Annotated in this window: 13 protein-coding genes and 2 pseudogenes; 8 read left to right on the forward strand and 7 right to left on the reverse strand. The window is 67.3% G+C overall.

The window, feature by feature from the left end; all coding sequences use genetic code 11:
• Positions 1-2 precede the first annotated feature (2 nt).
• Positions 3-1,130, forward strand: coding sequence for an LLM class flavin-dependent oxidoreductase (locus tag ACSHXC_RS35415; RefSeq protein WP_438295439.1), 1,128 nt, complete (start codon positions 3-5; stop codon positions 1,128-1,130).
• 697 nt (positions 1,131-1,827) lie between these two features.
• Here ACSHXC_RS35415 and ACSHXC_RS35420 read toward each other — a convergent pair.
• Both ACSHXC_RS35420 and ACSHXC_RS35425 read right to left on the reverse strand, forming a co-directional pair.
• On the reverse strand, positions 1,828-2,499 hold the full coding sequence (locus ACSHXC_RS35420; RefSeq protein ID WP_438295440.1) for a hypothetical protein: 672 nt from the start codon (positions 2,497-2,499) through the stop codon (positions 1,828-1,830).
• Positions 2,489-2,695 (reverse strand): hypothetical protein, encoded by a 207-nt coding sequence (locus ACSHXC_RS35425; RefSeq protein ID WP_438295441.1) that lies wholly within the window; start codon positions 2,693-2,695, stop codon positions 2,489-2,491. The genes ACSHXC_RS35420 and ACSHXC_RS35425 overlap by 11 nt, the downstream gene beginning before the upstream one ends.
• Positions 2,696-2,962: 267 nt before the next feature.
• Between ACSHXC_RS35425 and ACSHXC_RS35430 the strand changes: the two are divergent.
• The 4 genes and pseudogenes from ACSHXC_RS35430 to ACSHXC_RS35445 all read left to right on the forward strand — a co-directional run.
• Positions 2,963-3,151, forward strand: a pseudogene (locus tag ACSHXC_RS35430) (transposase); the annotation flags it as partial.
• A gap of 203 nt (positions 3,152-3,354) precedes the next feature.
• Positions 3,355-4,056, forward strand: coding sequence for a DDE-type integrase/transposase/recombinase (locus ACSHXC_RS35435; protein WP_438295442.1), 702 nt, complete (start codon positions 3,355-3,357; stop codon positions 4,054-4,056).
• Positions 3,942-4,193 (forward strand): integrase core domain-containing protein, encoded by a 252-nt coding sequence (locus ACSHXC_RS35440; RefSeq protein WP_438295443.1) that lies wholly within the window; start codon positions 3,942-3,944, stop codon positions 4,191-4,193. The genes ACSHXC_RS35435 and ACSHXC_RS35440 overlap by 115 nt, the downstream gene beginning before the upstream one ends.
• Positions 4,194-4,334: 141 nt before the next feature.
• A complete protein-coding gene (locus ACSHXC_RS35445) occupies positions 4,335-4,937 on the forward strand; it encodes a cation transporter (protein ID WP_438295444.1) in 603 nt (200 codons plus the stop codon).
• A gap of 393 nt (positions 4,938-5,330) precedes the next feature.
• On the opposite strand, the gene ACSHXC_RS35450 is transcribed toward ACSHXC_RS35445, so the two are convergent.
• From ACSHXC_RS35450 to ACSHXC_RS35465, 4 genes are all read right to left on the reverse strand, one after another.
• On the reverse strand, positions 5,331-7,547 hold the full coding sequence (locus ACSHXC_RS35450) for a hypothetical protein (protein WP_438295445.1): 2,217 nt from the start codon (positions 7,545-7,547) through the stop codon (positions 5,331-5,333).
• Positions 7,548-7,630: 83 nt separating this feature from the next.
• The gene (locus ACSHXC_RS35455) at positions 7,631-7,888 is read right to left on the reverse strand and encodes a hypothetical protein (protein WP_438295446.1); all 258 of its coding nucleotides are present in this window, start codon (positions 7,886-7,888) and stop codon (positions 7,631-7,633) included.
• 222 nt (positions 7,889-8,110) lie between these two features.
• Positions 8,111-8,689 (reverse strand): hypothetical protein, encoded by a 579-nt coding sequence (locus ACSHXC_RS35460; RefSeq protein ID WP_438295447.1) that lies wholly within the window; start codon positions 8,687-8,689, stop codon positions 8,111-8,113.
• 218 nt (positions 8,690-8,907) lie between these two features.
• Positions 8,908-9,075, reverse strand: coding sequence for a hypothetical protein (locus ACSHXC_RS35465; protein WP_438295448.1), 168 nt, complete (start codon positions 9,073-9,075; stop codon positions 8,908-8,910).
• Here ACSHXC_RS35465 and ACSHXC_RS35470 point away from each other — a divergent pair.
• Complete coding sequence (locus tag ACSHXC_RS35470; protein ID WP_438295449.1) at positions 9,065-9,310, forward strand: hypothetical protein; 246 nt, start codon at positions 9,065-9,067, stop codon at positions 9,308-9,310. The two genes, ACSHXC_RS35465 and ACSHXC_RS35470, sit on opposite strands and share 11 nt — an antisense overlap.
• Before the next feature lie 52 nt (positions 9,311-9,362).
• Positions 9,363-10,201: pseudogene (locus ACSHXC_RS35475) on the forward strand (transposase family protein).
• Between the two features lie 214 nt (positions 10,202-10,415).
• On the opposite strand, the gene ACSHXC_RS35480 reads toward ACSHXC_RS35475, so the two are convergent.
• Positions 10,416-10,703 carry a hypothetical protein gene (locus tag ACSHXC_RS35480; protein ID WP_438295450.1) on the reverse strand — a complete coding sequence of 96 codons (288 nt, stop codon included), beginning with the start codon at positions 10,701-10,703 and terminating at the stop codon, positions 10,416-10,418.
• Between the two features lie 375 nt (positions 10,704-11,078).
• Here ACSHXC_RS35480 and ACSHXC_RS35485 point away from each other — a divergent pair, with 375 nt between their 5' ends.
• Positions 11,079-12,011, forward strand: coding sequence for an NB-ARC domain-containing protein (locus tag ACSHXC_RS35485; protein ID WP_438295451.1), 933 nt, complete (start codon positions 11,079-11,081; stop codon positions 12,009-12,011).

Below are 12,011 nucleotides of genomic sequence, written 5' to 3' on the forward strand. Positions count from 1 at the left end.
ACATGTCCGACATCCCCCTCGGGATCCTCGACCTGGTTCCGATATCGTCCGGCTCCACGGCCACCGAGGCGCTGCGCAACTCCATCGACCTGGCCCAGCAGGCCGAGAGGCTCGGCTACGCCCGCTACTGGTACGCCGAGCACCACCTCAACCCGGGCGTGGCCGGTACTTCGCCCGCGGTCGTTCTCGCCCTGACCGCCGCGGCGACCTCGACCATCCGCATCGGCTCAGGGGCCGTCCAACTCGGCCATCGCACCGCCCTGTCCACGGTCGAGGAGTTCGGCCTCATCGACGCGCTGCACCCCGGACGCCTCGACCTGGGGCTCGGCCGTTCCGGCGGCCGCCCACCGGGAGCCCCCGCCGCTGCCGTGCCCGGCGCGACACCTGTCGTCGACGGCCGTGCCCCGAACGGGCTGCGCATTCCGCCCCGGTTCTCCTTCGAGCACCTTCTCGGCTCACCCCGGGTCGCGCTGCAGCGCAAGCTGCTCCTGCTGCCGAACGCCGAGTCGCAGCCGTACGGAGAACAGATCGACGACATCCTCGCGCTGCTCGCGGGAACGTACCGCTCCGAGGACGGCATCGAGGCCCACGCGGTGCCGGGAGAGGGCGCCGACGTCGAGGTCTGGATCCTGGGCAGCAGCGGCGGCGAGAGCGCCGACGTCGCGGGCCGCAACGGCCTTCGGTTCGCGGCGAACTACCACGTCAGCCCGGGAACGGTGCTGGAGGCGGCCGAGGGGTATCGCGCCGCGTTCCGGCCGTCCGACGTATTGGACAGGCCCTACGTCAGCGTGTCGGCCGATGTCGTCGTCGCCGAGGACGAGGCGGTCGCCCGCGAACTCGCCACCGGCTACGGACTGTGGGTCCGCAGCATCCGCACCGCGGAGGGCGCCATCGCCTTCCCCACGCCTCAGGAGGCGCGCGCCCACACGTGGTCGGACGCGGACCGGGCACTGGTGCGGGACCGGACCGACACCCAGTTCGTCGGTTCCCCGGGCAGCGTCGCCGACCAGCTCGCCCAGCTCCAAGAGGCCACCGGGGCTGACGAGTTGCTGATCACCACGATCACTCACGACCACAAGGACCGGGTGCGGTCCTATGAGTTGCTGGCCGAGGAGTGGCGCAAGAGGTGAGCAACCGCCCGAGGCCACCGGCATCGCCGGTGGCCTCGGGCAGATCGGAGCGTACGCCTAGAAGAAGCCCAGCTTCTTCGGCGAGTACGACACCAACAGATTCTTCGTCTGCTGGTGGTACACGACCCATCTTGCTTTTGACCTGCGAAAACGATTGGAATGGCCCGGTACGGAGCTGAGTTGGTCCGTGCCTGGTCCGGATCTTGGTCTGTGGTGTCCGCGGGCGGCGGGCTCCCCGCGGTACCACCTGGCACAGGTAGGCAGATCCGTCTTCTGGCGTCCATCGGGTTCAGTTTGGGAACGTTTGGCCTGGTCAGGTGCTTGTGGTGCAGGTGCGTCGACACAGTTGGTCACAGAGATGTGATCGCTGTGACTGACATTGCCCCCCGTCGGTTGTGCTGGCGGGGAGTCTTCGTTGCGGCGTGGGGTGTGTGCAGCAGGCGGCTGCGGCTTGCCGACGATGCCTTCAACCTCGGTTACTGGCTTCTCCCGCCGGGGCAGGATTGTCTTCTGCGGGTAGCTGCTGTGCTCTGGGGAGGGGCGTCGTGGGGTTCAGGAGGAGAATGCCGGAGAGGCTCGGCGACCTCATCTGTGGAAACCTCGGTGCCGACGTTCCTCGCGGGGACGCCGAGCCCCCGTATTTTCCGCACTGATCGAGCACGTACATCACCAAGTTGACGCGCGCTGGCACTCGGATCTACGACCGTTCGGCTGCGCGGTAGCGCTCGATGAACCTGTCCACCGTTGCCGGATCTCGCCGCATAGCTGCCATCAGCTGGTTCCTGCGGAAGCGCTCACGTCCTGTCTCCAGGAACTTTTCGTAGCCGTCGCGGGCTTCGACGATCCGCTCCACGACCAGGAACTCGATGACATCCTCCAGGCAGGGCCGAAACCGTTTGCCGCCAACCGGGAAGTGGAGAGCGGCAAGAGACCGGCCCGGATCGCGCTTCGGATCATTCAGCGTCCCGAAGAACTCGGACGACGCGTCGATTTGCAGGTGGGCATCTGGATACCCATCAACTTTGTCCCGCTCATAGTCGTAGTGGAACAAGCCGTGCTTGGCGTCCTCGGATCCGAACATGCCAATGAACGACTTGTGGACCATCAGGTGTTCACGCTCGGCATCGAGGCGCATCTGGAAGCTGACATCCATCCACAGCTCGACCTTCGGTGCCCGGGGCTTCAACCGGAACCGCTGAGCCGTCAATGTTCGCTTATCGAGCAAGTGCCCGAGCATGAAGAGGCGGTCGTCACCCACCTGGAGTGCGACCGCCTTTATCTGCACGTGACGAGCGATCGTGCCATTCAGGAGACCTTGGATCTCCTGGGTGAAACCGGTCGTCTGGTTCCGAAGGCTGTCAGAGATCAAGTGTGCCGCCGATGGACACCCACAAAGACTGGGCCTGGGCCGAGCTGAAGTCGCGCCGACGGGCCATGTCGCGGAGCTCCGCATACGTCAAGCCGAGCCGGTCCAACGCTGCGTAGGCAGCCTCACGGAACTCTTCCTGCGAGACCTCTGTGATGACGTCGTCATGATCAGCATGTCGCTGCTCTTGAATGGTCATCCGAATCGCCCCAACCCCCCGTAGGTTCCCCGATGACGGTAGTGTCCCCCAAGGGTCTGACACTGTGGCGTGGGCCAACCCGCGCTGTCCAGCGAGTCGACGCCACTGACTGATTACTTCCCACTTCAGCGTGAACTCCCACACGCCCGCTTGCCGTAAGGGACAACATCGCTCCCACAATGCGAGCGACCATGCCGGGCTGCTCCCATCGGGCTCTGGGTCTCCCCTCGTATCGTGGAGTCGTGACCATAGGGGTAGTTGAGGGTCATGGCGGAGAAGCGACGGAAGTACGATGCCGAGTTCCGTGAGGGTGCGGTGCGGATCGTGCTGGAGACGGGGAAGCCGGCCTCGGAGGTCGCGCGGGACCTGGGGGTGCATGAAGGCACGCTGCAGACCTGGGTCCACCGGGCAAGGGTCCGGGCGGACGCGGAGGCCCGCGGCGGGCTGGACGAGTCCGAGCGCGAGGAACTGCGGCGGCTGCGGGAGGAGAATGCCCGGCAGCGCAAGGAGATCGCCGAGCTCGGGATGGAGCGCGATGTCCTCAAGCGATCGGTGGTCCTCTGGGTGAAGGAGGCGACGAAGCGACGGTTGCGGGCTTCATCGCCGACCAGCGGACCAGGCACAAGGTCCCGCACACTCTGGCCTGCAGGGCACTGGGCGTGTCCGAGTCCTGGTTCTACAAATGGCGCCGCCGCCCCGAACAGCCGACGAAGTCCGAGGCCAGACGGGCTGCGCTGGCCGAGCGGATCATCTACTTCTTCCGCAGGTCGGGCAACACCTACGGCTCACCCAGGATCACGCTGGACCTGTGGTCCGAGGGCTGGAAGGTCTCGCAGAACACCGTCGCCCAACTCATGGCCGAGCTCGGCCTGCAGGGCCGCAAGCCTCCGCGGCGGCGAAGGAACCTGACCCGGCAGGGCCAGCGCAAGGCCGCCCGTGACCTGGTGCTTCGTCGCTTCGACGCGGTCGCACCGGACGTGTTGTGGTGGGGCGACATGACCGAGATCGAAACCGGGGAGGGCAAGCTCTACCTCGCATCCGTCCACGACGCGTTCTCCCGACGTGTACTCGGCTATGCGATGGGCCCTCGGCACGATGCGTCCCTGGTCAGCGCGTCACTCCAGATGGCTGCCGCGACACGCGGCGGCGCCGTGGACGGAGTGATCTTTCATTCGGACCGCGGGTCGGTGAATATACGAGTGAGGCATACAACGCCCTGTCTGACCGTCTTCGGGTGGTGCAGTCCATGGGGCGCGTGGGGTCGGCCCTGGACAACGCGGCCGCGGAGTCGTTCCACTCAACGCTCAAGGTCGAGTACATCCACCGGCACCGCTTCACCACCCGCACCGAGGCCCGGCTGAAGATCGCCACGTGGATCACGGACTTCTTCAACACACGCCGCAGGCACAGCGCCGCCGGCAGACTGCCACCGACCGAGTTCGAACAGATCATCAATCAGCAGCGCGCTGAGTCCAGTTCACGGACTCAAGCCGCATAAACGAAGACTCCACGATCGCAGGGGATTGTCACTGCCCAGCTTCCCCGAGATCGCGTCCCTCGCCACCGACACCAGGCAGTCGGCCCCGTGATCCGCAGCCCAGGCCCACGAGCCATGGCCCGGCCTGGGAGGATGTCCGACATGACCTCGACTCCTCCCGCAGCATCTGCGGACACCGCCCGCCTGCTGCGGCGGGGGTTCGCCCTGGAATGGACCACCCTGGCCTGGAACGTGGTGGGCATCGTCGTTCTGGCCTTCGCTGCCGTCGCCGCCCGCTCAGTGGCCCTGGCCGGCTTCGGACTGGACTCCCTGATCGAGATCGGCGCCTCCACGGTGGTGATCTGGGAGCTGTCGGGCACCGGCGAGGACCGCCAGCGCAGGGCTATGCGGCTGATCGGCTGGGCGTTCGTGGCGCTGGCGCTCTACCTGCTGGTCCAGTCGACCTGGGTCCTGGCCACCGGATTCCACGCCCACCACAGTCCTGCCGGAATCGCCTGGACCGCGGTCACCACCGTGGTGATGTTCGCCCTGGCTCTCGGCAAGGCCCGCACCGGCGCCGCCCTGGACAACCCGGTGCTGAAGACCGAGGGCCGGGTCACCTTCATCGACGGGCTGCTGGCCACCGCTGTCCTGCTCGGCCTGGTCCTTAACGCAGCCTGGGGTTTTTGGTGGGCCGATCCGCTGGCTGGATACGTGATCGTCTACTACGGCATCAAGGAAGCACGAGCCGCCCTGGCCCACTGACCTTGGGTCAACGCCGCACGTTCAACGACGCACCAACCCGCCCCGAACGAGATCGACCCCCGGCTTCGTCGTCGGGGGGGGCGACCCTGCTTGAGAGCCGGATTCTCTTAGTTCATCAGAGAAGCGGATCCGGCCGCCGGCTACGCGCTGGTCTATTATGCGGCGCGCGAGGTGAAGGAGATCTTCTCCGGCGCTCACTGACAGGGTCGGCCGTGTCGGTTCGTCGAGGCGGAAGACGAGGTGGCCGAGTGTTCTCGACCGTGCCGGCTGCACCCCGCCTGGGTAGGGCTGCCAGCGACGGGCTGAGCCGTGGGATTGCCAACGGGCGAGACGGCCGACAGGACGGGCCCAGCCGGGGATTGCGGCTGGGCCCGCAGGGATTCGGCGTTGGTTCTAGCGGGCGGTGTGCAAGGGAATGCGTCCCGGGTTGGGGGTTGGAGGCTGCACAGCATGTACCGGGCCCTGTTGGGCTCGGGCGCTGCCGCCGGTGACGGGCAGGGCACCCGCGGTGTAGAGGCCCTCGTCCAAGGTTTGGCCGTTGGTGGGGGTCTTGCCGACGGCGAAGGTCGCGACGGCATTGCCGTTCACGACGGAGGTGGAGATGTAGTCGCCGACCATGCTGCCCTGGGTGGAGTTGGCGATCTGGGACAGGGACATGGGCCCGGCGACGGTCTGCGGGGTGCTCCAGCTGGTGCCGCCGTTGGTGGAGGAGATGTAGCCGACCTCCAACTGGCAGGTGGAGGTGGTGCAGTTGGCGTTCGGGTAGAAGTAGTAGTAGAGCCCGATCTTGGCGGTGGTGCCGGAGGTGGCTTTGTCGATGCCGATGCCGGGGATGAAGTGGTCGGCGCCGGAGGTGACTGCGTCGATCGGTACGCGGGTCACGGCCGACCACGTGGTGCCGTTGGTCGAGGTGGAGTAGACGATGTCGTTGGAGGGGCAGCCGGAGCGGAAGCGGCAGTCCTGCCAGGCGACGTAGATCTTGCCAGCGGCGTCGATCTCGGCGGACGGCAGCCCCTCACCACTGCGCAGGCCGCCCGAGACGTTGGCGGAAGAGACGTTGGCGACGAGCGAGGTCGAGCTCCACGAGGAGCCGCCGTTGGCGGAGTTGAAGGCGCGGATGGAGGATCCGTTGGTGGAGTACGGGACCACTACGGTGCCGTTCGGCTGGACCAGGGGCTGGCCGCCGAGTCCGTTCGGGCTGCCGGACGGGGATACCGGTGCGGACCAGGTGGCGCCGCCGTCGGTGGAGGCGCTCATGATGACGGTGTTGCCGGAGGAGGTGAGGTCGACCTCGATGTAGCAGTTGCCGTAGAAGGCGCTGCTGGGGGTGTTGTCGCAGACGATCCATTCCTTGTCGTAGCCCTGGCCGTCGTTGCCCACGGCCATCACCGGGTTCTGCCAGGTGAGTCCGTCGGCGGAGCGGCTGACGGTGACTCCGGCGCCGTTGACGTTGGCGTCGATGACGAGGCCGGTGACCATCCAGGTGCCGTGCTTGGCGTCGTAGGCGACGGCCGGGTCGGAGACGCGGGCCCAGCTGCCGCCCTGGTAGATGGTGATGCCGGGCAGCATGCCGTGCTGCCAGGTGGTGCCGCCGTCGGTGGAGGTGTTCCAGCCGATGTCGGAGGCGCCGCCGTCGTTGAACCGGCCGACCTGGGAGGAGGCGACGATGGTGTTGCCGTAGGCGAAGGTGTCGGGCTCCAGCTCGGTGGCGTGCTGGCTTGTGGAGTTGGTGAACGGGTCGGTGCTGATCCGGGTCAGGCTGGGGCCGGTGCCGTTGACCGTCAGGTTGAACGTGGTGGAGTGGGTGGCCGACGGGCTGGTGCCGGTCACGGTGATCGGGTACGTGCCGGATGGCGTGCTGGCAGCGGTGCTCACGGTGAGCGTCGAGGAGCCGCCCGCGGTGACCGACGTCGGGCTGAAGGCCGCGCTCGCCCCGGACGGGAGGCCGCTCGCGGAGAGGTTCACGGTTTCGGCTGTGCCGGAGACGACGGCCGTGGAGATCGTGGAGGTGGCGGCGGAGCCCGCGTTCACTGTTGCTGAGGCCGGATTGTCGGCGATCGAGAAGTCGTTGGCGACCGTTCCCGACACCACTACGTCGTCGTACAGCGTGTAGGTCGGGTCGCCCGGGTAGTTGTCGTCCTTGCTGAGCAGAGTCAGCGTGTAGGAGTGACCGGAGGTCAATGCGGCTGTCTTCTGCTTCCAGCCCTGGTTGTTGGTGCAGGTCTTGGCCAGCGGCGTGGTCGTGGTACCGGTGGTGTTGTCTTTGAGGGTGGCAGTGGCCCAGTCGTACGTCACGGTGTCCGGGCAGAACACGTCGTACCAGAACGACAATGACGGCGAGCCGCCTGGTGCGGTGAAGGTCTGCGCGATGGAGGAGTTGCCGTTGGTCGGTGTGGTGCCGCCGACTCTGGCCACGTAAGTACCGGTGTGTGCTCCGGAGTTGACGACGGCGGTGGTGCCGGTGGTGGTCCAGCCGGACAGGGTGCCGGTTTCGAAGCCGCCGTTGGTGACGTCGGCCATGGCGGGCTGGGCGAACAGCACGCCGGTGAAGGCGAGGGCGGTGACGCTCGTCGCGGCTATCAGGCCGCGGCGTAACGATGCTTGTGGCATGGACGTGTCCCTTGCGTGGGGTGGGAGGGGGAGCGGGCCGTCAGACTCCCGGCGACGGCCCGCCCGTTGAGGGGCCCGGAAGGTCAGGCCGTGGTGGCGCCGTCGTAGAGGGTGTCGGCAGGGGCGCCCGGGCAGGGGTGCCCGGCTGTGATCGCCGAGGACACCTGTTTCCAGTCCGCGCCGTTCTCGTGGTGGTGGGCCGGCCGACCGCTCGGTGACGGGAGCGGGTCCGCGTGGGCTGCGTGGGCTGCGGGGGCGGCGAGCCGGGCGGCCGGGAGCAGGGCCGGCGTGGCGCCGAGGGCGACGGCGTTTCTCCGTCTGCCGGATCTGGAGCGTGTCACTGAACATCCTTTCTGGCACCCGGAGCGGGTCCGGGAACAGGGGGGTGAAGGACGTTCACGCAGAAGGTGCACGCGTGTTCGCAGTCCGGGAGTGTCGTCCTGTGCATGCCACCACGCAAGGGTGGTGGCAGAAAGGCGCTGGCGGGAAACCGAGAATTTACGGAGGCCGCCGGGGTGCCGGTGCCCGCCCGCGTCCTGGGAAGCGGGCGGGCACCGGGCGGTTCAGGAGACGTTCAGTGCCGTGTCGTCCACGACGAACGAGGTCTGCTTGGTGTAGTCCTCGGCACCGGTGAACTGCACCGTAACCGTCTGCCCCTGGTAAGCGGACAGGTCGAAGGAGCGCTGGGTGTAGCCGCTCGCGGCGTTGAGGTTGGAGTAGCTGGCCACCGTGGCCAGCACCGTGCCCGAGCCGTTGAGGATCTGGACCTTGAGGGTGTCGTACGCCCTGGTGGTGCTGGTCTCGGCCGTGTCGATGTGGAGCCAGAAACTCAGTTGGGCGCTGCCGCATGCGGCAGGCAGGGTGACCTGCTGGGCAAGGGTGTCGGTGTGGGTCACCCCTCGTCCATCGAGCCGGGCATACCAGCTTCCCCCGTGCGGGGGCTCGTTCGCGCTGTTGCTGATCACGCCGGAGGCCGCCGTCCACGGCGCAGCGGTTCCGGTCTCGAAGCCGGGATTGCTCAGGACCTGGCCCGGTGCGCAGGCACCGGAGGGGCTGATCGTCCAGGTGAACGAGGTGCTGGCGGAGGGACCGGTCGAGTCGGTCGCGGTGACGGTGACGCTGCTGGTGAAGTCGCAGGTCACGGGTCTGGTGTGAGTGGCGATTCAGGTACTCGCACCGGTCGGTGGCCGATGACCATGGCGTAGATCATCGGGCAGGTCCGGTTCCGGTGGGATGCCGGGTTCGGCTGCGCCGCCCGTCGACCCGTGCCCACGATCCGTCAGCAGGCTGGCACGCCACGAGTTCGCGGGAGGCTGCGGGGATGCAGGAGCGGCAGTGGATCACCGCTCGCCGGAGCGAACTAGACGCCCTCGCCGAGCAGTTGACCAGGCAGCTGGAAGAGGTGCAGGTCGAGCGGGACGAACTGGCGAATCGCGGAGCCGGTGTTGAACCGCCTGGCCGAACAGGCCCAGGCCGAGGCCATCGCTTCGGTACCGGCGAAGGTGGCCGGGCGGGCGGTGCTGCTCATCCCGCACCGCGGCGACGTATCCGACGAGGAGACGCTGCCCGGCGACTACCGCAAGATCCTGGCGATTGTGCGGGATGGCGACGGGCCGGTGCAGGTCAGGGCGGTCGGCGAGCGGCTGGGGCTGGACGCCTCGGTGCGCGGCAAGCTGGAACCTCTGCGGGCGAAGATGACCAAACTCGCCGACCGCGGTTGGCTGCGCAAACGGCCCGACGGGCGGTTCATCGCACGCACGTGACCACACGGGTACGGCCGTAACTGGCAGGTTTTCGGGGGCAGTTGAGTTTGGTGTGAAGAAAAACAACCCTCACACCGAGGGCTCTGACGACCTTGTCTACGCCGCCCGCCTGCCACTGTCGACCTCTACCCTGAACTACCTCGCCGACCTGATACGCGGCCACTTGAAGAAGATCGGCTCCCGGTGGCGAGCCCTGCCCGCCGGGAGGATCGCCGGTATCGTGCTGGCGGTGCTGCGCTGTGACCAGCGGCCCGGCGACCTGGCCGGCGGCAACGGGATACACCGCACCACCGTCACCCGGTGGGTGCGTGAGGTCGTCGCTCTGCTGGCCACCCGCGCTCCACGCCTGGACCGCGCGCTGAAGAAGATCGCCCGAAAGGGCGGCGGCATCGTCCTCCTGGACGGCACCCTGATCCGCACCCGGCGGCGCACCGGCGCGGACAACCGGAAGAACTACTCCGGCAAAGCAAATGCCACGGTCTGCTCGTGATCGCGCTCACCGACGATCGCGGACGACTGCTCTGGGTCTCCGCAGCCCGACCGGGACGCACCTCGGAGATCACCGCCTGCCGCCACGACCAGCTCATCGCCAGCCTGCGGGCAGCCGGACTCGGCGCCATCGCCGACCTGGGCTTCGTCGGCCTCGACGACAGCGAACCCGATGCCGACCCGGCCGTGATCAACGGCTACAAGGCCGCCCGGAACCACCCCCTGACCCGTGGTCAGAAACTGTCCAACAAGGTCCTCGCCGCGATGCGGGCACCAGTCGAGCACGGCTTCGCCCACCTGAAGAACTGGCGAGTCCTCGGCAAGGTCCGCACCGACCCGAAGTGGGCGACCGCCCTGGTCAGGGCCCTGCTGGTCCTGACGAACCGCGAAGTCGCCCGGTGACCGATGATCTACGCCGAAGTCATCCACCCACGACCAGGACGAGCGCTCAGGCCCCGCGCACACCAGAGCTGTGATCAGCAACTTCACGATACACGGGCCTCATTATGCGCAGCTGCCGCATGACCGCGCCAACATTACCAACAGAGTCACGGCATTGACGTGAACTGCCGTCGGGGGACCGCTGGTTACGCCCCGACGCCCCGTCTTGGCGTAGTTACCGGCGTGTGGTGAACCCTCTGCCGGGCCGTTTGCGCAGCCAGCCACGGTCGGCGAGCTTGGCCATCTTCGCCCGCAGCGGCTTGAGATTCCGGCGCACCGCCACTTCAAGTCCCAGCTCCTTGCCCACCGCCCTGATCTGCACCGGGCGGTCTGCGGCCCGTACGATCGTCAGGATCCTGGCGTAATCGCCGGGCAGTGCGGCCTCGTCAAGGCCCTCGCCGCGGTGTGGGATCAGCAGGACCGCTCGCCCCGCCACCCGGGCGGGTGCCAGGGAGTTGACCACGGCGGTCTCCGCTTCGGGCCGGTCCTGCTCGACCAGCTAGTTTAACACCCGCTCGGCGACCAGCAGTTCCTCCAGCTCGGCTTGGACCTTCTACAGGCTTTGCCCGGGCCATACCCCACAGCTCGTCCGAGCGCGCTATACCAGGAATATCGAGAAAGCAGGATCAAGGGCGCTTTTCATGATGTAAGTGATTAAGTTCCTCACGGAGCAGAACTGATCATGGAACCTTTGCATACGGATCCGTCAGACGAACTGCTCCGTTGGTTGGAGTCCCACCCCGGGGGACAACAGATCCTGGTTCAGCTACGCCAGGGTGCGCCGGAGGCACCCCGCCGGCTGCGTGATCTGCTGAACTCTCCGGAGGGTAGGAGGGACTTGCCGCCCGCCCTGTCCGTGACCGTCAACGGAGGATACGTCGATACCCTGGTGAGCATCGCCAGCGCCCGCTCGATTAGCCTGTTCCAGGTCAACTGGGCCGAGCATCAGATGATTCCGCGGCAGACTCCGTCGGCTCCGGCGGACTTCACCGGCCGCACGGACGAGATCGCCCGGATCGACGAGGCCATGGCCGCTGGCACGACGACGCCGGTCGTCGCCATCACCGGCAGGCCGGGCTCCGGGAAGACCACTCTGGCCAAGCAGACCGCAGCCCTGCTCACCGACCGCTTTCCCGATGGTCAGTTGTATGCCAACCTGTACGGCGATCGGTCTCGGGACCGGGATCATGCGGAGGTGCTGGGCCTATTCCTGCGCGCCCTGGGGACCCCCGACTCGCAGGTTCCCGCAGATCCCGACGAGGCGTCGGCTCTCCTGCGCACCACCCTGGCACACCGCCGCGTTCTAGTGGTCCTCGACAACGTGGGCTCTGCTCGCCAGATCCGCCCCCTACTGCCCGGCCCTTCGAGCTCGGCCGTCCTCATCACCAGCCGACGATCGATGGCGGCCGTCGAGGGAGCCTGGCACGTCAGACTCGGCAACCTTCCCGAGCGGGACGCACTCGCCTTCCTGGGCCACATGGCCGGGTCACGGCGTATGGCCGAGGAACCTGACGAAGCCCGGGAATTGGTACGGCTGTGCGGACGGTTGCCGCTGGCGCTCCGGATCGCCGGTGGACAGTTGCTCGCCAAGCCTCAGGGAACCATCGGCTCTGAGGTGGCCCTGCTGACTCCCGTACACCGCAGGCTTGCCCGATTACGCAACGATGATCTGGAAGTGGCGGGCGTCTTCGAGTCTGCCTTCCTCCGGCTGACGACCGAACAGCGACAGGCACTCGGCTGCGGTGCGGTTCTCCCGGTGGAGAGTTTTTAG

The sequence above is a fragment of the Streptomyces sp. HUAS TT7 genome, from assembly GCF_051550175.1.
Classification (GTDB): domain Bacteria; phylum Actinomycetota; class Actinomycetes; order Streptomycetales; family Streptomycetaceae; genus Streptomyces.